Origin of the sequence: Delftia sp. WSY_16 (genome assembly GCF_043104415.1) — a bacterium.
In the GTDB taxonomy this organism is placed as follows: Bacteria; Pseudomonadota; Gammaproteobacteria; order Burkholderiales; family Burkholderiaceae_C; genus Comamonas; species Comamonas tsuruhatensis.
This window is the reverse complement of the sequence record NZ_JBICKS010000023.1, coordinates 76879-96311: the sequence shown is the minus strand read 5'-3', so window position 1 is coordinate 96311 and position 19433 is coordinate 76879. Positions and strand designations below refer to the sequence as shown.

General features: G+C 67.5%; 17 protein-coding genes. 7 read left to right on the top strand and 10 right to left on the bottom strand.

Annotation, left to right across the window (positions count from 1 at the left end):
- The first annotated feature begins 62 nt into the window (after window positions 1-62).
- Window positions 63-671: a hypothetical protein gene (locus tag ACF8O7_RS14085; protein WP_126311121.1), complete on the top strand. Its 609-nt coding sequence runs from the start codon at window positions 63-65 to the stop codon at window positions 669-671.
- A gap of 102 nt (window positions 672-773) precedes the next feature.
- On the opposite strand, the gene ACF8O7_RS14080 is transcribed toward ACF8O7_RS14085, so the two are convergent.
- The 3 genes from ACF8O7_RS14080 to ACF8O7_RS14070 all read right to left on the bottom strand — a co-directional run bounded on the left by ACF8O7_RS14080 (window position 774) and on the right by ACF8O7_RS14070 (window position 3026).
- Complete coding sequence (locus tag ACF8O7_RS14080) at window positions 774-1232, bottom strand: RDD family protein (RefSeq protein WP_016452085.1); 459 nt, start codon at window positions 1230-1232, stop codon at window positions 774-776.
- Window positions 1233-1345: 113 nt separating this feature from the next.
- Complete coding sequence (locus ACF8O7_RS14075; RefSeq protein ID WP_016452086.1) at window positions 1346-2410, bottom strand: asparaginase; 1065 nt, start codon at window positions 2408-2410, stop codon at window positions 1346-1348.
- A gap of 109 nt (window positions 2411-2519) precedes the next feature.
- Window positions 2520-3026 carry a glutathione peroxidase gene (locus ACF8O7_RS14070; protein WP_013804566.1) on the bottom strand — a complete coding sequence of 169 codons (507 nt, stop codon included), beginning with the start codon at window positions 3024-3026 and terminating at the stop codon, window positions 2520-2522.
- Window positions 3027-3259: 233 nt separating this feature from the next.
- Between ACF8O7_RS14070 and ACF8O7_RS14065 the strand changes: the two genes are divergently transcribed.
- Window positions 3260-3829, top strand: a complete 570-nt coding sequence (locus tag ACF8O7_RS14065) for a bacterioferritin (protein ID WP_016449875.1) — start codon at window positions 3260-3262, stop codon at window positions 3827-3829.
- Between the two features lie 163 nt (window positions 3830-3992).
- Window positions 3993-6518, top strand: coding sequence for a penicillin-binding protein 1A (locus ACF8O7_RS14060; protein WP_280047975.1), 2526 nt, complete (start codon window positions 3993-3995; stop codon window positions 6516-6518).
- A 507-nt stretch (window positions 6519-7025) separates the two neighbouring features.
- On the opposite strand, the gene ACF8O7_RS14055 is transcribed toward ACF8O7_RS14060, so the two are convergent.
- Together ACF8O7_RS14055 and ACF8O7_RS14050 are read right to left on the bottom strand one after the other, a co-directional pair.
- Window positions 7026-7805 carry a tyrosine-protein phosphatase gene (locus ACF8O7_RS14055; RefSeq protein WP_016449410.1) on the bottom strand — a complete coding sequence of 260 codons (780 nt, stop codon included), beginning with the start codon at window positions 7803-7805 and terminating at the stop codon, window positions 7026-7028.
- Window positions 7806-8023: 218 nt separating this feature from the next.
- Window positions 8024-10939 carry a DNA topoisomerase III gene (locus tag ACF8O7_RS14050; RefSeq protein ID WP_016449409.1) on the bottom strand — a complete coding sequence of 972 codons (2916 nt, stop codon included), beginning with the start codon at window positions 10937-10939 and terminating at the stop codon, window positions 8024-8026.
- Window positions 10940-11067: 128 nt separating this feature from the next.
- Between ACF8O7_RS14050 and ACF8O7_RS14045 the strand changes: the two genes are divergently transcribed.
- Genes ACF8O7_RS14045 through ACF8O7_RS14035 form a run of 3 tightly spaced genes read left to right on the top strand, consistent with a single transcriptional unit; the run spans window position 11068 to window position 13311 of the window.
- Entirely contained in the window at window positions 11068-11718 is a 651-nt protein-coding gene (locus ACF8O7_RS14045) for an SET domain-containing protein (RefSeq protein ID WP_016449408.1), read from the top strand.
- Complete coding sequence (locus ACF8O7_RS14040; protein WP_016449407.1) at window positions 11715-12545, top strand: biotin--[acetyl-CoA-carboxylase] ligase; 831 nt, start codon at window positions 11715-11717, stop codon at window positions 12543-12545. Before ACF8O7_RS14045 ends, ACF8O7_RS14040 begins: the two co-directional genes overlap by 4 nt.
- A gap of 34 nt (window positions 12546-12579) precedes the next feature.
- Entirely contained in the window at window positions 12580-13311 is a 732-nt protein-coding gene (locus ACF8O7_RS14035) for a hypothetical protein (protein ID WP_047218929.1), read from the top strand.
- A gap of 74 nt (window positions 13312-13385) precedes the next feature.
- Here the strand turns inward: ACF8O7_RS14035 and ACF8O7_RS14030 are convergent, their stop codons facing one another.
- Both ACF8O7_RS14030 and ACF8O7_RS14025 read right to left on the bottom strand, forming a co-directional pair.
- Complete coding sequence (locus ACF8O7_RS14030; RefSeq protein WP_047218928.1) at window positions 13386-14318, bottom strand: N-formylglutamate amidohydrolase; 933 nt, start codon at window positions 14316-14318, stop codon at window positions 13386-13388.
- Window positions 14319-14493: 175 nt separating this feature from the next.
- Window positions 14494-15462: a tripartite tricarboxylate transporter substrate binding protein gene (locus tag ACF8O7_RS14025; protein WP_026062916.1), complete on the bottom strand. Its 969-nt coding sequence runs from the start codon at window positions 15460-15462 to the stop codon at window positions 14494-14496.
- Between the two features lie 109 nt (window positions 15463-15571).
- Here ACF8O7_RS14025 and ACF8O7_RS14020 point away from each other — a divergent pair, with 109 nt between their 5' ends.
- Entirely contained in the window at window positions 15572-16552 is a 981-nt protein-coding gene (locus ACF8O7_RS14020; protein ID WP_277849279.1) for a LysR substrate-binding domain-containing protein, read from the top strand.
- Here ACF8O7_RS14020 and ACF8O7_RS14015 read toward each other — a convergent pair.
- The 3 genes from ACF8O7_RS14015 to ACF8O7_RS14005 form a co-directional block, all read right to left on the bottom strand.
- Window positions 16536-18035, bottom strand: a complete 1500-nt coding sequence (locus ACF8O7_RS14015) for a sensor histidine kinase (RefSeq protein ID WP_277849278.1) — start codon at window positions 18033-18035, stop codon at window positions 16536-16538. The two genes, ACF8O7_RS14020 and ACF8O7_RS14015, sit on opposite strands and share 17 nt — an antisense overlap.
- A gap of 95 nt (window positions 18036-18130) precedes the next feature.
- Window positions 18131-18805 carry a response regulator transcription factor gene (locus ACF8O7_RS14010; protein WP_012202808.1) on the bottom strand — a complete coding sequence of 225 codons (675 nt, stop codon included), beginning with the start codon at window positions 18803-18805 and terminating at the stop codon, window positions 18131-18133.
- A gap of 100 nt (window positions 18806-18905) precedes the next feature.
- Entirely contained in the window at window positions 18906-19406 is a 501-nt protein-coding gene (locus ACF8O7_RS14005) for a MarR family winged helix-turn-helix transcriptional regulator (protein WP_016449401.1), read from the bottom strand.
- Window positions 19407-19433: the final 27 nt, after the last annotated feature.

Below are 19433 nucleotides of genomic sequence, written 5' to 3'. Positions count from 1 at the left end.
CTGCACCATCCTGCGGGCACGGCCTGCGTGGCCGCCGTTCACTCCTTTTCAAGGACCGTTCCATGCAAGTGCGCTTTCCCAATCCCTTCGGCCTGGCCCTGCCCGACGCCCAGGCGGTGCGCGAATACCAGGCCGAGCAAGGCTTCTCCGACGCCTACGCGCAGTTCCTGATCACGCAGAACGGCCTGGACTTCGACCGGCTCGAAGCGGCGCCCGACCGCGAGGACTACCTGCAGGCCGACGACGAGACCGGCGACAACCACGCCTGGCTGCGCACCCTGCACCACTTCCGCGCAGGCTCGGAGCACTGCGACGTGGAGGACCACCAGCGCGAGAACCTGTTTGCCGCGCACTTCATGGTCATTGGCCATGACCCCGGCGGCAACCCCTTCGTGGAAGTGCTGCACGGCGCCTTCAAGGGCCGCATCGGCAGCCTGGACCATGAGCTGTTTGCGGGCTGCGAGGACCTGGAGCAGTTCCTCGAAGAAATGGAACTGAGCGGCTTTGCCGCCGCCAGCGTGGACGAGCAGACCGACATGCTTTGCGACGAAGACCAGGGCCTGATCTGGTTCCATGCCAGCAGCATGGACAGCTTCGTGCAGCAATGCGTGTTCTGCGACGAGGACGGCTCGGGCTTCGTGGTGGACGAGCCGGGGTTGGAAGAGGATTGAGCCACGGGGCGGGCCTTGCCCGCAGCCTGGCAGACAGCCAGAAGGCGTTGAAGCAGGCCGAGGCACAAACGGCCAGCGCGCTGGAGCAGTGCGATATGGATATCAGTGAAACTTCACCGGCTGCACGCCCCGGTGCTTGGGCCTGACCACCACGGTGCCCGCAATCTTGTCGTGCCAGCCTTGCTTGCGCGGGTCAAAGGCCACCCAGATCAGCCCCAGGCACAGCGGGATGATGGACACGAAATAGGCCAGGTAGCGAATGACGGCCTGCCGTGTGCTCATGTCCGCGCCAGTCTGCGCGTCCGCGATCCTGGCGGAGATGATCATCTTGCCCGGCGTCGCCTGTTTCTTGATCCAGAAGATGACGACGGCAATGGCAGGCAGCACCCAGGAGATGACGAAATCGGCCGGGCCGTGCAACAGTTTTTCGGACTCCAGGTATTCCCATCCGTAGATGGAGATCAGGGCCGGCAGCATGAGCACGAGCAGGATCACGGTGTCGATCAGCGCGGCGCCGGTGCGGGCCCAGAAGCCCACGTATTCGAGATCGTCATCCTGCATGGTGCGCCCTGGTTGGCATATGGGGCTGCCAGTGTGCCACCTCGGTGCCCCGCCAGAAATGCCGCGCAAGACCAGGGCCTGTGCGGCAGGGTTGCGGCGGCCTGTCGGTCGAACTAGCGATCGAATACTGCCTGCAGGTCCTTCTGCCCCGTCACGCCGGACTGCAGCGCCAGCATCAGCAGGATCCGCGCCTTGGGCGCGCGCAGGTCGTCGGCCATGACGGCACCGGCCTCGAACGAGGTCTTGCCGCCGCCCTCGAAGCCGTAGCTGGGCATGACGCGGCCGTTGTGCACGCGCGTGCTGACGACCACGGGCACGTTCTTGCCGATGGCGTACTTGGCGGCATCGAGCATGGCGACGTTCATGTTGCCCATGCCCAGGGCGTCGATGACGATGCCCTTGACGCCACGGTCCACCGCCTGGCGCACGGCCTGGCCGTTGGCACCGCCGTACATGGGGAAGATTTCCACCTCGGGCATGGTCTGCGCCTGGATGGGCAGGTGCTGGCGGCGCGCGGGGGCGGAGGCGAAGCTGACGCGGTCCGGGTAGACCTCGCCCAGGAAGCCGAATTCACCCGAGCGGAAGGTCTCCACGTTGGCCGTGTGTGTCTTGGTGACGTAGCGCGCGGCGTTGATCTGGTTGTTCATGGCCAGCATGGCGCCCTTGTCGCGCGCCTTGGGGTCCACGGCGATGCGCACGGCGTTGAGCAGGTTGCGCGGGCCGTCGAAGTCGGACACCGAGGCATTGCGCTGCGCGCCGATGAGCACGACGGGCTTGGACGACTGCACGGTCAGGTCCAGCCAGAAGGCGGTTTCCTCCAGCGTGTCCGTGCCGTGCGAGACGATGGCGCCAGCCACCTCAGGGCGGGCCAGCGCGGCCTGTACGGCCTGGGTGAGCTGCACCCAGCGGGCCGGGTCCATGTAGTCGGAGGGCACGTTGGACAGGTTGTTGACCTGGATACGCGCGTACTTGCCCACGTCGGGCACGGTGGCCAGCAGGTCGTCGCCCGAGATCGCGGGCACGGGCGCGTTCTTGACCGGGTCGATCTTCATGGCGATGGTGCCGCCCGTGGCGATGAACTGGACCACGGGCTTGTCCTGGGCGGCGGCGCTGGTAGCAATCATGGGCAGGGTGCAGGCAGTGAGCAGGGCGAGGGCGGTGCGGCGAAAGGCTTTCACGGGTGTTGTCTCCTTGTTGTGATGTCAAGGAGCATGCTAACCATGGCGTGCGGCCGGCCCGCGCTGCCGGCCCTGCGTGAAACCCTGATGGACAGGCGCGGTCAGCGCATCAAAGCGCCAGCGCGGCCTCGATGTCCGTGGACAGCTTGGCCGGCGCATCCTGCGGCGCATAGCGGCGGATGACCTGGCCGTCGCGGCCGACGAGGAATTTGGTGAAGTTCCACTTGATGGCCTTGGTGCCCAGCACGCCCGGCGCCTCGGCCGTGAGCCAGCGGTACAGCGGGTGGGCGTTGGCGCCGTTGACGTCGATCTTGCCCATGAGCGGGAAGCGCACGCCAAAGTTCAGGTCGCAGAAACTGGCGATTTCCGATTCGCTGCCCTTTTCCTGGGAACCGAACTGGTTGCACGGAAAGCCCAGCACCACCAGGCCGCGCTCGCCGTACTGCTCATGCAGCGCCTGCAGTCCCGCGTACTGCGGAGTGAAGCCGCAGGCGCTGGCGGTGTTGACGATGAGCAGCACCTTGCCGCGGTAGTCCGACAGGGGGACGGCCTGGCCCGTGATGGAGGTGGCCTCGAAGTCGTAGGCCGAGCGGGGCGCGGCGGCGGTGTCATTCATGCGGGTGCTCCTGGAGTGGAGCACCCATGGTAGCGCCGGGACACCCGGGGGCGCGCTGGCCGGGCATGGGGATGCGGACTTGTCTCACAGACAGCAGGCGGCCAAAAACTTACCTTGGAAGGCAACAGGCGGGCACAGCGGCCCGCCTGGTCCCGTTTCGCTGGCAGGTGTTTACAAGCCGCATAGGCGCATGCCTGCCGTAGTTTCCGTCCCACGATGAAGAGACCACCTGTATGAACACCAACAGCACCCCCACGAAGCAAGCCAAATCCAACCCCGGCAACGGCCACCTGGCGCTGGACCCCAAGGCCCTGGAGGCTGCCAAGCGCAGCCTGGACGATGGCGCCGTGACCCCGCATTTCGGGCCCTGGCGCGAGGACATCATCAAGCTGCTCAATGACTCGCTGGCCACCGAGCTGGTGTGCGTGATGCGCTACAAGCGCCATCACTTCACCGCCGTCGGTCTGGCCTCGCCGGCCATCGCCGACGAGTTCCTGGTCCATGCCAACGAGGAAATGGCCCACGCCGACAAGCTGGCCCAGCGCATCGTGCAGCTGGGCGGCGAGCCCGACTTCAACCCCCAGACGCTGACCCAGCGCAGCCATGCCGACTACAACGGCGAGACGGACCTGAAGGCCATGATCCGCACCAACCTGATCGCCGAGCGCGTGGCCATCGAGGCCTACAGCCAGATGATCGACCTGATCGGCGACAAGGACCCCACCACGCGCCGGCTGATCGAATCCATCCTGGAGCAGGAGCAGGAGCATGCGGACGAGCTGTCCGACTGGCTGGAGAAATAAGCACTTCCCGCCAGTACACGCCAGCCCGACAATACCGGGGCTTGGCCCATAGGCAAGGCACCCCGCGCGAGCGGGGTGCCGCTTTTTTGGGCATTCTCTAGCCTTCGCGGAATGGTCCCGCCCTATCGGCCCTGATGTCCTGTCATCAGGGCCGTCTTGCAATATGCGCTTTTCTTTCAATGACTTGAAGCTGCCCGACGCTGTGCTCGCAGCCTGGCAAAGGCTGCTGGCCAGCCGCATCGGCCAGCGCGTGGCGGCCCTGCCCTGGTGGCACCGCCGGCCCACCCGGCGCGAATGGCTGCTGTTCGCCGCTGCGCTGCCGCTGCTGTTCGCGCTGTATGTGCTGGCCCTGATCCCGTTCACGCCCGGCATCCGCGACATACGCAAGGCCAAGCTGGAGCAGCCAGCCCAGATCATGAGCGCGGATGGCAAGCAGCTCGCGCAGTTCAAGCGCAGCAACCGGCAGTGGGTGAAGCTCGACGAGATGTCGCCCTCGGTGATCAAGGCGCTGATCGCCACCGAGGACCACCGCTTCTACGAGCACCACGGCATGGACTGGCGCCGCACGCTGGGCTCGGTGGTGCACACGCTGCGCGGCGATCCGCAGGGCGGCTCCACCCTCACCCAGCAGCTCGCACGCAACCTGTACCCGACCGAAATCGGCCGCGCGCCCACGCTCAACCGCAAGCTCAAGGAGGCGATCACGGCCTTCAAGATCGAGGCGCTCTACACCAAGGACGAGATCCTCGAGACCTATCTGAACACCGTGCCCTTCCTCTACAACGCCTTCGGCATAGAGATGGCGGCGCGCACCTATTTCGACAAGCCGGCCGCGCGGCTGACGGTGCTGGAAAGCGCCACGCTGGTGGGCATGCTCAAGGGCACGAGCTACTACAACCCCGTGCTCAACCCCGACCGCGCGCTGTACCGCCGCAACACGGTGCTGTCGCAAATGGTCAAGCGCGGCGTGCTGCAGGAGGCCGAGTTCGCCCAGCTCAAGAAGCGTCCCATGCGCATCAACTTCGAGCGCCAGGAAGAGCCCCTGGGAATGGCGCCGCACTTCGCGCAGCATCTGCGCAAGTGGCTGATCGACTGGGCCGACCGCAACGACTACAACATCTACACCGATGGCTTGGTGGTGCACACCACCATCGACTCGCGCCTGCAGAACTGGGCCAACCAGGCCGTGGCGCGCCAGACGCGCACGCTGCAGGGCGTGGCCAATGGCGCCTGGAGCCAGCGCGACGGCTGGAACGCCTCCAACCCGCTGGTGCAGCAACTCGTGCGAGAGACCCCCGCCTGGCGTGCCGCGCGCAAACGCGCGGACAGCCAAGGCAAGGACAAGGCAACGGACAAGGACAGCGAGGAAGACACCCTCAAGGCCCTGCTGGCCGACAAGGCCTTCATGAAGCAGCTGCGCGAGGACAAGACCCGCGTGCAGGCAGGCTTCGTAGCGCTGAACCCGGCCACCTCCGAAGTGCTGGCATGGGTAGGCAGCCGCGACTTCACGCAGGACGCCTACGACCACGTGCAGCAGGCACGGCGCCAGCCCGGCTCCACCTTCAAGCCCTTTGTCTATGGCGCCGCGCTGCAGCAGGGCGCCACCCCCGACGACAAGCGCGTGGACAGCCCCGTGGAAATCCAGCTGGCCGGCGGCGAAGTCTGGCGCCCCACCGACGCCACGCCCCCCACGGGCCGCGAGATGACGCTGCGCGACGCCCTGGCCTACTCCAAGAACACCATCACCGCCGAAGTCATGCAGTCCGTGGGCCCCGCCCGCGTGGCACGCCTGGCGCGCGCCCTGGGCGTGCGCCAGAGCCCGCTGGACGAGGTTCCCGCCCTGGCCCTGGGCAGCAGCCCGGTGTCACTGCTGGAGATGGTCAACGCCTATGCCAGCCTGGCCCACGGTGGCCGCTGGCTGCCGCCCATGATGGTCACGCGCATCGAGGACGCCGACGGCAAGGTCATCGCCGAATTCAGCCCGCCCAAGCCCGAGCGCGCGCTGGACGAAGACCACGCCTACGCCCTGGTGGACATGCTGCGCGCCGTGGTGGACAAAGGCACGGCCGTGGCCGTGCGCCAGCGCTACGGCATCCACGCCGACGTGGCCGGCAAGACCGGCACCACCCAGGGCAATGCCGATGGCTGGTTCATCCTCATGCACCCGGAAATCGTCACCGGCGCCTGGGCCGGCTTCAACGACGCGCGCATCACCCTGCGCAGCGACCGCTGGGGCCAGGGCTCGCGCAGCGCCCTGCCCATGGTGGGAGACTTCATGTCCCGCGCCCTGCGCAGCCCCGTCATCGACGCCAAGGCCCGCTTCGAGCCACCCGAACAAAGCCACTGGTGGTCCGACATGGTCGGCCGCCTGCGCGAACGCATGCAGGGCTGGTGGCCCGACCAGCAGCCGCCCGCACAGCCCGGCCAACCCGCCACCCCGGAGCCGGCGCCGACCCCTGAACCCGCACCCGAGCCCACGGAGCCACCCGGCCCGGGCCTGTCGCCCGGCGAGGAAATCATAGAAAGCACCCCCGCCCTGCCCGCCCCCAGCATCCCCCTCACCCAGGGCACGCTGGGCCCCACGGACCAGCGCGCATTGCAGGAAGCCACCCCCGCCACACCCGCCCTGCCCGGCGGCGAAGACGCCCCCGCAGGCACCGGCGTGATGATCACGCCGATCCGGCCCTGACCCGGCTGGCTGTTGGCTGTTCCCCAGCCTCCCCCCTTCTGCCAACGCAGGTCGCCCGTAGCGAAGCGAAGGGTCGTGGGCAGTGCGGGGCGCGCTTCTTTGCTTCCTTTCTTATGGCCGGCACTCCGGTCGCGCGATAAGAAAGGGAGTCGGCCGCCGGGCCGAAACCCGGCTCCTGCCCGCCGCAAAGGCACGCAGCAAAAATCAGTCCAGAAGAACAGCCCAGATCAGGCAAGAAACCAAGTCACCGCGAAGTCCGCGTATGACTCACATTGGCATCCACAGTCCCAAACACCGTCACCCCACTGGCACTGGACGCCTGGCTCCCCGAAACATCCCCAGGCACCCCACCCGCACAGCCAGCCAGCCCCACACTCAGGGCCACCAGCACCATCGCGGCCAGCTCACGCATGCCGTATTTCATCGCAATCTCCTTGAACTCCGGCGCAACCGACCGGCACAGCCCATGTTAGCCGCGCCATCCTGCCGCCCCGTGAGCGAAGGTAATCACCCTTCGAGGTAAAGCGCGGCCAGCCGCTCGCGTGCCGCACTGTCGATGCCCAGCGCATCCCGCAGATACCCTTCCATCCCCCCGAAGTCGGCCCGCACCATGTCGGTGGCGGCCGCAAGGTAGGAGGCCTGCACGCGCCACAGCACATCCATCACTTCGGCTGGCATGGGGGCGAAGGTGGTAGCGGGCCGCTGGTAGAGCTGGTTGGTCAGCAGGTAGTCCTGCATCACGGTGTCCTCGTCCACGCCCAGCGCGGTGAGCAGCAAGGCGGCAGCCCAGCCCGTGCGGTCCTTGCCGGCCGTGCAGTGGAAGACCAGCGGATCCTGGCTGTCCAGCAGCAGCTGGAACAACTGTGCAAAGCGCGGTGCGTAGGCGTGCACGAAGCTGCGGTAGGTGTCCTGCATCAGCTCCTCGGCATGGGCGGCCGTGAGGTCGTTGCCTGCGGCGATCAGGGCACTGGCGCGCTGCACCACGGTGGGCTCGACGATGAGCGCATGGCGGGCAATGCCCGGCCATTCGTAGGCCAGGTGGGCGCTTTCCATCTTGCCCCGGAAGTCCGCGCTGCGCGCGAGCTTCAGGCCCTGCAGCACGTCCAGGTCCGCTGCGCTGAGGCCGGCCAGGTGGTCGGCACGGAACAGCGTGCGCCAGCGCACGCGCCGGCCATCCAGGCCCGCGTAGCCACCGAGGTCTCGGAAGTTGGAGGCGCCGTCCAGGCGGATGGAGCGCGAGGGCGCCGGGGAGGAAGCAGCGGCGGCAGCCGCTGCCGGGGTGAGCATTTCGGTATCCATGCCCGCTAGATTAGCCCAAGCATGTGTTGCCCCCATGTCAGGCCGGCGACCCGCTGGTGTAGAGCTCAAACACTGCCCTCAAAACTGGCGCGCCCCAAAGCCAGGGACACCGAGGAAGGGCCTAAGCCGGCCGCGCCGCCCCGCACCGAGGGTGTCGTCCCCCTCCCTCGCGGAGCGAGTAGAGAGGGGGAAGGCGCGTAAGCGCCTCAGGGGGTGAGATGTTTCCCCACGATGCCGGCCAGCTCGAACATGTTCACGCTGTCCTTGCCGAAGACGGGCCGCAGCTTGTCGTCGGCGCGGATGACGCGCTTGTCCTTGGGGTCCTGCAGGTTCTGGGCCTTGACGTATTCCCACAGCTTCTTGACCACTTCGGTACGCGCCACCGTGCCTTCGCCGATGACGGCGGCCAGGGCCGCGCTGGGCTGCAGCGTGCCGGCAGCCGGCTTGCGCGCAGTCTTGGTGGCGGTCTTTGCCGTGGTCTTGGCCGCGGCCTTCTTGGCAGGTGCCTTCTTGGCCGGCGCGCTCTTGGCGGCCGCCGTCTTGCGCGGCGGGTATTTGCTGTCGCGCTGCTCGAACTCGAAGTTCACCTTGCCGGCCGCGCCATCCCAGACCAGGAAGGCCTTGAAGCTGCGCCGCGTGCGGTTGGAAACGAACTTGTCCAGCAGGTCGGTCTTGCCGGTCTGCAGCAGCTTTTGCATCTGCTCGCGCTCTATGGGCTGCTGCAGGATGATCTGCCCGCTCTTGAAGTCGCAGCTGGGCGTGGCCTGGGCCAGCGTGGGCACGGCCTTGGCGCAGACGTAGTTGCTGCCGTGCTCGAAGACGGGCGCGCCGCACTTGGGGCAGGGGCCCAGCGATTGCTGGCTGGCGAAGTCCACCAGCTCGCCCGTGTCTTCGGAAGCGGCGTCGTCGCCAAAGTCGAACTCGAGCTTGTAGTTGCCGCCTTCCTCGTCGCGCACGATGGTGACTTCGGCCACGAAGGGCCAGCCTGCCTTGGAGCGAAAGCCGTCCAGCGGGCCCAGGCGGCGGTCGCGCAGCAGTTGCTCGGCCTCGGCCGTCTCGAAGGTGCGGCCTGCAGGCGACTTGGTGAACGAGAAGCCGCAGCCCGCGCCCTGGCCGTCGCTGCCCGTGCAGCCGTAGCGGCGGTAGTTCTCCTTGACCACGCCGCCGCAGTTGGGGCAAGGCGTGGACAGGGTGGCGTAGTCGCCGGGCACGGTGTCTCGGTCGTATTCCTTGGCCTTCTTGACCAGCTTTTCCGTCATGGACTGGATCTGCTGCATGAAGGCATCGCGCGAGAGCTGGCCCTTTTCCATCTGGGCCAGCTTGTATTCCCATTCACCGGTGAGGTCGGCGCGCGAGAGCTCTTCCACGCCCAGGCCGCGCAGCAGCGTCATGAGCTGGAAGGCCTTGGCCGTGGGAATCAGCTCGCGGCCTTCGCGCAGCATGTACTTTTCGGTCAGCAGGCCTTCGATGATGGCCGCGCGCGTGGCAGGCGTGCCCAGGCCCTTTTCCTGCATGGCCTCGCGCAGCTCGTCGTCCTCCACCTGCTTGCCCGCGCTTTCCATGGCGCCCAGCAGCGTGGCTTCGGAGTAGCGCGCGGGCGGCTTGGTCTTGAGGCCCTTGGGATCGACCTGGCCGGCGCGCGGCTGCTCGCCGGGCTGCACCGCGACCAGGGGCTGGCCCTTGTCGCCGTCCTTGCCGCCTTCGACCTCGTTGGCGGCCTCCTTGCCGTAGATGGCCAGCCAACCGGGCTTGACCAGGATCTTGCCTTCGGTCTTGAAGCTGTGCTGCTCGACCTTGCTGATGCGCGTGGTCACCTGGTGCTCGGCACTCGGGAAGAACACGGCCATGAAGCGGCGCACGACGAGGTCATAGAGCTTTTGCTCGGCCTCGGACAGGCCGCTGGGCGCCTGCGTGGTCGGGATGATGGCAAAGTGATCCGACACCTTGCTGTTGTCGAAGATGCGCTTGGTCGGGCGCACATAGTTCTCGTCCAGCGCCTGCTGGGCAAAGGGCGCCAGGTGGCGCATGCCGCTGCCGGCCAGCATGGCGAAGGTCTGGTGCGCCACGGGCACGTAGTCCTCGGGCAGGGCGCGCGAATCGGTACGCGGGTAGGTCAGGGCCTTGTGGCGCTCGTACAGGCTTTGCGCCAGCGCCAGCGTGGTCTTGGCCGAGAAGCCGAACTTGCCGTTGGCCTCGCGCTGCAGGCTGGTCAGGTCGAACAGCAGCGGGCTGGCCTGGGACGTGGGCTTGGACTCCTCGGTGACCTGGGCCGGCTTGCCGCGCACGGCGTCGGCGATGGCCTGGGCGTCGCGCTGGTTCCAGATGCGGTCGGCGCGGGCTTCCGCATCCTCGCTCTTCTTCCATTGGGGATCGAACCACTTGCCCAGGTACTGGCCGGCCTGCGCGTCGAAGGCGGCATGCACTTCCCAGTAGTCGCGGCTGACGAACTTGCGGATCTTTTCCTCGCGCTCCACCACCAGGGACAGCGTGGGCGTCTGCACGCGGCCCACGGTGGTCAGGAAGAAGCCGCCGTCGCGCGAATTGAAGGCCGTCATGGCGCGCGTGCCGTTGATGCCCACCAGCCAGTCGGCCTCGGAGCGGCTGCGCGCCGCGCTGGCAAGGCCCTGCATCTGGCTGTCGCTGCGCAGGTTCTGGAAGCCGTCGCGGATGGCCTGCGGCGTCATGGACTGCAGCCACAGACGCTTGACCGGCTTGCCCAGGCCCTTGCCGTCCGGCTTGGCACCTGCAGCGTACTGCTCGATCAGGCGGAAGATCAGCTCACCCTCGCGGCCCGCGTCGCAGGCGTTGATGAGTTCGGTGACGTCCTTGCGCTTGGCCAGCTTGACCACGGCATTGAGCCGGCTCTTGGTCTTGTCCACGGGCTTGAGGTCGAAATACGGCGGAATCACCGGCAGGTTGGCAAAACTCCATTTGCCGCGCTTGACGTCGAATTCCTCGGGCGCCTGGATTTCCACCAGGTGGCCCACGGCGCTGGTCACGACGTAGTGCTCGCTCTCGAAGTATTCATCGTGCTTGTCGAATTTGCCCGCCACCGGAGTCAACGCGCGGACGATGTCCTGCGCGACCGAAGGCTTCTCAGCAATCACCAGGGTCTTTGTCATTGTGTGTACTCGTCATTCCCCGCAGGAGCTGCATGTCGCATGCCTGCGCTTCTACAATCCATGGCTCACGCGTGTACGTACGTGTACGCGCACGCGCATGTGTGCCTATTCAAGTTATCAGAGAAAACATGCCCCGCACAGCTTTGGCCCCTTCCGGCGGCCGCCGTATCCAGACCCGCCGCTCGGGTGTCCATGGCAAGGGCGTCTTCGCCGTGCAGGATCTTGCCGAAGGCGAGGTCCTTGTCGAGTACGTAGGGGAAATCGTCAGCTGGCAGGAAGCCCAGGACAGGCACCCGCACGACCCCAGCCAGCCCAACCATACCTTCTACTTCCACATCGACGAAGACCGCGTGATCGATGCCAACTACGGCGGCAATTCCTCGCGCTGGATCAACCACAGCTGCGCGCCCAACTGCTACACCGACGAGCGCGATGGCCGCATCTTCATCGTCGCACTGCGCAACATCGCCGCCGGCGAGGAGCTGAGCTACGACTACGGCCTGATCATCGACGAACCCTACACCAGGAAGCTGAAGGCCGAGTATCCCTGCTGGTGCGGTGCGGCCACCTGCCGCGGCACGCTGCTGGCGCCCAAGCGCGGCTGGCGCCCGCCCATGCCCGGCGATGCGTTGCCGGCCGGCGCAAAGCCGAAATCGGAAAAGTCTGAAAAGGCAAAGCGGCCCCAAAAACAGCAGGCCCAAGCGCCAAAGCCTTTGGGCAAACCCACGCAAGAGCCGAAGAAGAAATCCGGCACATCCTCGACAAAGGCGGGCGCATGATGGCTTCGTCCCCCATCCACTGGCCTGCGGAGTCGCTGTGGCAGGCCATCGAGCCGCAACTGCCGGGCTTTTCCGTGGAGATCGTGCCCAGCATCGGCTCGACCAACACCGAGCTGATGGCACGCGCCCGCGATGGCCGCAACGAACCCGTGCTGCTGGTGACCGAAGTGCAGACCGCCGGCCGGGGCCGGCTGGGCCGCCAGTGGACCAGCGGCGTGGGCGATTCGCTGACCTTCTCGCTGGGCATGCCGCTGGCGCCTGCCGACTGGTCCGGCCTGTCGCTGGCCGTGGGCCTGAGCGTGGCGCAAAGCCTGCAGCCGCAATTGCCCGCCCCGGGCTCGCAGCGCCCGCGCATCGGCCTCAAATGGCCCAACGACCTGTGGATCGACGGCGACCGCAAGCTCGGCGGCATCCTGATCGAGACCGCCAGCTTTGTCGGCAGCGCCGCGCATGAGCCCGGCACGCCGCGCTACGTGGTCGTGGGCATCGGCCTGAATGTGCGCCCCCGCCCCGGCGACGGCATGCGCACGCCGCCGGCCAGCCTGCTGGAACTGGACGAGCGCCTGGACGCGCCCACCGCCCTGGCCTGCGTGCTGCCGGGACTGGTGTCCGACATCCAGGCCTTTGCCGCCCAGGGCTTTGCGCCGCTGGTGGACCGCTTTGCACAGCGCGACCTGCTGCGCGGGCGCGCCGTCAATCTCAGCGACGGCGAAAGCGGCATGGCCGAAGGCGTGGGCCGCGATGGCGCGCTGCTGGTGCGCACGGCGCGCGGCCTGCAGGCCATCACCAGCTCGGAAATCAGCGTGCGGCCGGCTGCTGTAGGCTAGAGCGATTGATGCACTAGGCCCGCCGAGAAACGACATGCTGCGAATTGCCTTTCTGCTGCTGGTGCTGGCCAATGCCGGCTACTACCTCTGGAGCCACGGCCAGCTCCAGGCCCTGGGCCTGGCCCCCCCGTCCACGACCGAGCCCGAGCGCCTGGCCCAGCAGGTGCGCCCCGAGGCGCTGAGCCTGCTGAGCGTGGACAACGCATCCACCACGCCCTCGCCGGCCGCCGCCCCGTCCACGCCAGCGCCGGCCCCCACCCCGGCAGGCGGCGAGGAGCCCGCCCCTGCACCCAGGCCCGCCCAGGCTGCAGGCCAGCCCACCAGCTGCCTGGTGGCCACGGGCATCGAAGACCGCCATGCCGAGGCGCTGCGCCGCGGCCTCATCGCCCAGGTCGCCAGCGACCAATGGGACCTGAGCAGCACGCACCAGCCGGGCCGCTGGATGGTTTACATGGGCAAGTTCCCCGACGCCGAATTCCTGGAACGCAAACGCGCCGAACTGCGCGCCCGCAAGATCGATTTCGACCGTGCGGGCGGCGCGCTGGAGCCGGGCCTGTCGCTGGGCCGCTTTTCCACCGAGGAAGCGGCCACGCGCGAGCTGACCAACTTCGCGCGCCAGGGCGTGCGCACGGCCCGCGTGGTGCAGGAGCGCCCCGACATCACGCTCTACACCCTGCGCCTGCCCCAGGCCACGGCCGCACTGCGCAGCCAGGTCGAGGCCATGGGCGGCAAGGCCTTCGAGGGCAAGCCGTTCAAACCCTGCTGAACCCGTTGGGCACGCCATGCGAAAAGGCCCGCGATCACAGGATCGCGGGCCTTTTTCATTTCAGCCGCCGCGGGTCAGAGCGCGCGCGGGTCGGTGGCCATGAGCTGCTCGACCAAGACCTTCAGATCGGTGGTCAGGCGCAGGTAGCCGGCCTGGTCCAGTTCCAGGGTCTGCTCGTTCATGTAGAGCTTGCGGTTGATCTCGATCTGGATGCTGTGGCGGTGCTCGGCAGGCTTGCCGTAGCGGCGCACCAGCTCCACGCCCTTGTAGGGATGGTTGTAGTCCACGCTGTAGCCGCGCTCGCGCAGGAAGGCGCAGATGCGCTCGGACAGCGCGGGGCTGGCCGTGCTGCCGTCGCGGTCGCCGATGACGAAGTCGGCATGCACCAGGCCCGGGTGCAGCGTGGCATGGCTGGCGGCGACGGAAGGCATGGAATGGCAGTTGATGTGGATGCTGTAGCCATGGCGCGCATGGGCGGCGTCAATGGCGCGCTCCACGGCGGCGTGGTAGGGCTTCCAGCAGCGCTCGATGCGCTGCAGCAGCTCGGAGGCCGGCAACTGGCGGTCGTAGATGGGCACGCCCTCGTCGGTGAACTTCCAGATCAGGCCCTTGCCCAGGCGGACCTTCTGCAGCACGACCTGGTCGGTGGTGACGGGCAGCGGCCAGTCGCCTTCGATCATGGTGGTGTCGATCTCGGTGGTGTCGCGGTTGGCATCCAGGTAGATGCGCGGGAAATGCGCCTCCACCCAGCCCACGCCCATGCCTGGCGCAAAGGCATAGATCTTCTCCACATGCGTGTCCTCGGCCTGGCGCAGCGTGGCCAGCGGCAGGCAGGAGCCGAAGTCCTGCGGGTAGACCGTGCCGCTGTGCGGCGAGTCCAGCACCACGGCGCTGGTGCCGGCCACGCTGGTCACCATGGGCTGCGCGGCATCGGCCGCGCCGGAGCCTGCCGCACCGGGCAGGGATTGCAGGAAGTTCTGACTGATCAGTCGCAGGACGGGATGCATGAGGAAGTGGTCTATCTCGGTTACGCATTGCACCGCTGCGCTGCGGCCAGCCCGCCATGAAACTGGCGCGTCCCAGGCCAGGGACGCCGAGCAAGGGCCGCCCCGCAGCGAGGGCGTCGTCCCCCTCCCGCGAAGCGAGAGAGGGGGAAGGCGCGAAGCGCCTCAGGGGGAGCCTTTAATCCAGCTGGATCTGGGCCGTGGCGGCAATCTTCTTCATCTTGGCCACTTCGCTGGCGATCTGCTTGGTGAAAGCATCGCTGCTGGTGCCGGAGATGTACAGGCCCTGGGCAGCCATGCGCTTTTGCACGGCCGGGTCCTTGAGCGCGGCCGCGATGGCCTTTTGCACGCGGGCGATCTGCTCGGGCGGCGTGCTCTTGGGGGCCACGAGGCCGAACCAGGAAGGATCGTTCAGGTCGGCGTGGCCGGCTTCGGCGTAGGTCTGCACATCGGGCAGCACGTCCAGGCGCTCATGCCAGGACACGGCCAGGGCCTTGACCTTGCCGCCCTTGATGTGGGGCAGCGAGGACGCGACCTGGTCGAAGTACACGGGCACCTGGCCGCCGAGCACGTCGTTGATGGCCGGGCCTGCACCACGGTAGGGAATGTGCTGCATCTCTGTGCCCGTGCTCTTCATGAACTGGGCGCCCCACATGTGGCCGATGGTGCCGTTGCCGGGCGTGGCGAAGCTGACCTTGCCGGGGTTGGCCTTCAGGTACTTCACGAACTCGGCAAAGTTGTTGGCAGGCACCAGCTTGGGGTTGATCACGATCACGCCGGGCGCCTTGACGATCTCGGTCACGCCGACAAAGTCGTTGATGGCGTCGTAGGGCAGCTTCTTGAACACGGCGGGGTTCACGCCATGGGTGGACAGCGTGGCAATCCCGAAGGTCACGCCGTCGGTGGCACGTGCCACTTCGGCCATGCCGATGGAGCCGCCGGCGCCGGCCTTGTTCTCGATCACCACCGCCTGGCCGCCCAGCAACTTGGGCAGCACGTCCTGCATGTTGCGCGGGACCATGTCGGTGGAGCCACCAGCAGGGAACGGAACGACGATGCGCAGGGGACGGGTGGTTTCCTGGGCGAAGGACATTCCAGGAACGACAGAAGAAGCGGCGATGGAAGCAAGGAAATGGCGTCGTTGCATAGGATCTTTCTTACAAACAAGGTCAGATTAAAAGAAATCTGCTCACAAAAAAAGCAAATACTGTGCCTGTTAATATTCCGAACAGGAATAGTTTCATCATATCCCTGTCATGAGTTTGCGCCGCCTCAACCCGCCCATACATCTGCTGCGCGCCTTCTCCACCGTGGTGCGCTTCGGAGGTGTCTCGCGCGCGGCCGAAGCCTTGCACTTGACGCAAAGCGCAGTCAGCAAGCAGATCCAGGAGCTGGAGAAGTGGGTGGGCGTGCCGCTGTTCGAACGCGAGCGCAAGCGCTTGAGCCTGACGCCTGCGGGCGAACGCTACGAGCGCGCCGTGCGCGCCCTGCTGGGCCAGCTGGAGGCGGCCACCCTCGAACTCATCACCAGCGATGACAGCCGAGGCGCGCTGCACCTGTCATCGCTGCCGACTTTCGCGGCCAAGTGGCTGATCCCCAGGCTGCCCCAGTTTCAGCAGCGCTATCCACAGATCACGCTGCACTTTGTACCCTACGTACACAGCTACCAATTTGACAGTCCGGGTCTGGACTGCGCGATTTTGTTCGGGGACGGGCATTGGAGCGGCGCGCACGCCCACTATCTGGTGGGCCGCCAGGTGGCGCTGATCGCACCGCCACATGGCACGGGCCCCGAGGCGCGCATCACCACGCCCCAGGACGTGGCGCGCTGCACGCGGCTGCGCCACGTGACCATTGCCGACGCCTGGGCGCGCTGGAGCGAGGCCCACGGCATCCACGGCATCAGCCCGCTGGCGGGCCCGCAGTTCGACCAGTTCCAGACCATCATCCGCGCCGTGATGGCGGGCATGGGCATCGCACTGGTGCCACGCTGCCTGGTGCTTGACGAGCTTGCCGCCGGCCTGGTGAACGAGCCCCTGCCCCAGCACGGCTACCAGAGCGCCCTGGGCTACTGGCTGTGCTATCCGGCCGACCGTGCCAACCATGGCACGCTGGGCATCTTCCGCAACTGGTTGGTGGACCATGCGGCGCAGACACCGGGACGGGTGGCGATGGCCCCTGCAGCCCCCGATGCCCCTGCGGCAGCCGGTCAGGCGCCACCTATGCCGCAGGCTTAGGCGGCGGCGGCGAGCGCAGTGCTGTGAAGCGCACGCTGAAGCGTGCGCCCGGTGGCTGCTGGCCCGGATGCGCATCCTCCAGCACCACCTGCCCGCCATGCTGGCGCGCAATCTCCAGCACGATGGGCAGGCCCAGGCCCGAGCCATCGGCCTCCGAGCCCAGCACGCGGTAGAACGGCTGGAACACCAGCTCGCGCTCGGCCTCGGGCACGCCCGGCCCCGAATCCTCCACCTGCAGCAGCAGGACCTGACCAAAAGGATCGGCCAGCACACGCACGGTGACCATGCCCGGCCGGCTGCTGGTGGAAGGCGTGTAGTTGATGGCGTTGTCCACGAGGTTGCGCACCAGCTCGGTCAGCAGCGTGGCATTGCCCTGCAGCCAGACGCCGGCGGCCGAGGACTCGGCGCCGTCATAGCCCAGGTCCACATGCTTGTCCATGGCGCGCGGCAGGCAGTCGCGCACCACGTCGGTGACGATGCGCACCAGGTTGCACGGCTGCATGGCCAGGCCCCGCCCCAGGCCCGCGCTCTCGGCACGCGCCAGCGCCAGCAACTGGTTCACCGTGTGCGTGGCGCGGATGCTGGAGCGCGCAATCTGTGCCAGGGACTGCCGCAACTCCTCCGTGCTCACGCCCTCGCGCTGGGCCAGTTCGGCCTGCATGCGCAGCCCGGCCAGCGGCGTCTTGAGCTGGTGGGCCGCGTCGGCCAGGAAGCGCTTTTGCGTGGCCAGCGAGTCGCCCAGGCGGCCCAGCAGGTCATTGACCGAATCCACCAGCGGCACGACTTCCAGCGGCACGTCCTTGTGGTTGATGGGCGAAAGGTCCTCGGGCCGGCGCGCGCGGATGCGCTCCTCCAGCCGGTGCAGCGGCTTGATGCCGCGCGCCAGCGCCAGCCACACCAGCAGCGCGGCCAGCGGCAGGATGACGAACTGCGGCAGCATCACGCCCTTGATGATTTCCGTGGCCAGCACGCTGCGCTTTTCGCGCGTCTCGGCCACCTGGACCAGGGCCTGCGGTTCGCCCGGCAGGGGCATGCGCACCCAGACATGGGCCACGCGCAGATCGATGCCGCGAAATTCCGCATCGCGCAGCTGCACGGTGCCGCCGGACGGCAAGCCTGGAGGCGCCGCGCCAGTCAGAGCCTCGTCGGGCTCGGGCGGCGGCGGCAGGTCGCGCTCGCCGGCCAGGTATTCGCCCTTCACGCCCAGCACCTGGAAATACACGGTGTCCGATTCGTCGGCACGCAGGATCTCGCTGGCCGACTGCGGCAGGTTGAACAGCACCTTGCCGTGCTGCACCATCACCAGCTGGGCCAGCGCCTGGGCGTTGTATTCCAGCGCGCGGTCGAAGGGTTTGTTGGCCAGGCCCTGGGCCACCAGCCAGGTCAGCGCCAGGCTCACGGGCCACAGCAGCAGCAGCGGCGTGAGCATCCAGTCAAGGATCTCGCCGAACAGGGAGCGCTGTTCACGCTGGAAGATTTTCATCGGCGGGCAGCCCCTTACGACGGGTTCACGGCCCCGCGGCAACCACCACTATGCGCAGGCAAGCCAACCCGGGCCTGACAGCCACGGCAGCGGCCTCAGGACGCGATCTTCTCAAGGCAGTAGCCCAGGCCGCGCACGGTGGCGATGCGGATGGGGCCGCGCTCTATCTTCTTGCGCAGCCGGTGGATGTAGACCTCGATGGCGTTGTTGCTGACTTCGTCGCCCCACTCGCACAGGCGCTCGACCAACTGGTCCTTGCTGACCAGCCGGCCGGCCCGCTGCAGCAGCACTTCCAGCAGGCCCAGCTCGCGCGCCGACAGCTCGACCATCTTGCCGTCGATGGTGGCCACGCGGCCGGCCTGGTCGTAGACCAGCGGGCCGTGCTTGATGGTGCTGCTGGCGCCGCCCATACCGCGCCGCGTGAGGGCGCGCACGCGCGCCTCCAGCTCGGACAGCGCAAACGGCTTGGCCATGTAGTCGTCGGCACCATAGTCCAGCCCCTGCACGCGCTCTTCCACGCTGTCGGCCGCCGTGAGGATGAGCACCGGCAGCGCATCGCCGCGGCCGCGCAGCTTCTTGAGCACTTCGAGCCCGTGCATCTTGGGCAGGCCCAGGTCCAGGATGAGCAGGTCGAATTCGCTGCTGGTCATCAGCGCGGTGTCGGCCTCGCTGCCATTGGCCACATGGCTGACCACGGCGCCCGAGCCGCGCAGGCTGCGCAGCAGGCCATCGGCCAGGACCTGGTCGTCTTCGGCAATCAGAATGCGCATGGGGGATGTCTCCTGTAATGCAGGCGCGCTCTGGGAGTTGGAAATGCGCGCCTTTAGTTCCCAGGATTCTAGGATGCGCCCCGCAGTGCGGGCAGGGACCTTACCCGAGTGAGCCGCCGCCCGCGTAGGCCTCCAGCCCCAGCGCCACCACGGTGGCGATGTCGTCGCCGACTTCCTCGCGGAATTCGGCCTCGGCCTGGGAGACGGCGTCATGGAAAGCCTGCAGCCAGGCCAGGCCCGCTGGCGTGAAGCGGATGCGGCGCGCGCGCGCATCGCGCTCGTCGCTCTCGCGCGTGACCAGGCCCCAGGCCTCGCACTGGGCCACCAGGTCGCCCATGGACTGCTTGGTCATGCCTGCGCGCTCTGCCAGGTCCGTCAGCCGGTCGCCAGCCAGCGACAGATGCCGCGTGATGTGGATATGGGCCGCCCCCACCTTGTCGCGCGCAGCGAGGTTGGACAGTGCCAGCGGCACCTCCACATCGCGCGCCATGAGCTGCAGCACACGCGCGTCGAACCGCCGCATGGCATGGCCGAGCAGGCGGCCCAGGTGGGTCTGGCGCCAGGCGTCGGCGGGCGGCGTGACGGGGGAAAGCTCACTCATGGATGCATTGTGGAGGCAAATCCAACA

Coding starts and splice junctions, on each gene's coding strand:
- ACF8O7_RS14020 (WP_277849279.1), top strand. CDS start 15,572: ATGAGTTTGCGCCGCCTCAACCCGCCCATACATCTGCTGCGCGCCTTC.
- ACF8O7_RS14065 (WP_016449875.1), top strand. CDS start 3,260: ATGAACACCAACAGCACCCCCACGAAGCAAGCCAAATCCAACCCCGGC.
- ACF8O7_RS14040 (WP_016449407.1), top strand. CDS start 11,715: ATGATGGCTTCGTCCCCCATCCACTGGCCTGCGGAGTCGCTGTGGCAG.
- ACF8O7_RS14060 (WP_280047975.1), top strand. CDS start 3,993: ATGCGCTTTTCTTTCAATGACTTGAAGCTGCCCGACGCTGTGCTCGCA.
- ACF8O7_RS14085 (WP_126311121.1), top strand. CDS start 63: ATGCAAGTGCGCTTTCCCAATCCCTTCGGCCTGGCCCTGCCCGACGCC.
- ACF8O7_RS14015 (WP_277849278.1), bottom strand. CDS start 18,035: ATGAAAATCTTCCAGCGTGAACAGCGCTCCCTGTTCGGCGAGATCCTT.
- ACF8O7_RS14035 (WP_047218929.1), top strand. CDS start 12,580: ATGCTGCGAATTGCCTTTCTGCTGCTGGTGCTGGCCAATGCCGGCTAC.
- ACF8O7_RS14025 (WP_026062916.1), bottom strand. CDS start 15,462: ATGCAACGACGCCATTTCCTTGCTTCCATCGCCGCTTCTTCTGTCGTT.
- ACF8O7_RS14080 (WP_016452085.1), bottom strand. CDS start 1,232: ATGCAGGATGACGATCTCGAATACGTGGGCTTCTGGGCCCGCACCGGC.
- ACF8O7_RS14055 (WP_016449410.1), bottom strand. CDS start 7,805: ATGCTCACCCCGGCAGCGGCTGCCGCCGCTGCTTCCTCCCCGGCGCCC.
- ACF8O7_RS14070 (WP_013804566.1), bottom strand. CDS start 3,026: ATGAATGACACCGCCGCCGCGCCCCGCTCGGCCTACGACTTCGAGGCC.
- ACF8O7_RS14005 (WP_016449401.1), bottom strand. CDS start 19,406: ATGAGTGAGCTTTCCCCCGTCACGCCGCCCGCCGACGCCTGGCGCCAG.
- ACF8O7_RS14010 (WP_012202808.1), bottom strand. CDS start 18,805: ATGCGCATTCTGATTGCCGAAGACGACCAGGTCCTGGCCGATGGCCTG.
- ACF8O7_RS14050 (WP_016449409.1), bottom strand. CDS start 10,939: ATGACAAAGACCCTGGTGATTGCTGAGAAGCCTTCGGTCGCGCAGGAC.
- ACF8O7_RS14045 (WP_016449408.1), top strand. CDS start 11,068: ATGCCCCGCACAGCTTTGGCCCCTTCCGGCGGCCGCCGTATCCAGACC.
- ACF8O7_RS14030 (WP_047218928.1), bottom strand. CDS start 14,318: ATGCATCCCGTCCTGCGACTGATCAGTCAGAACTTCCTGCAATCCCTG.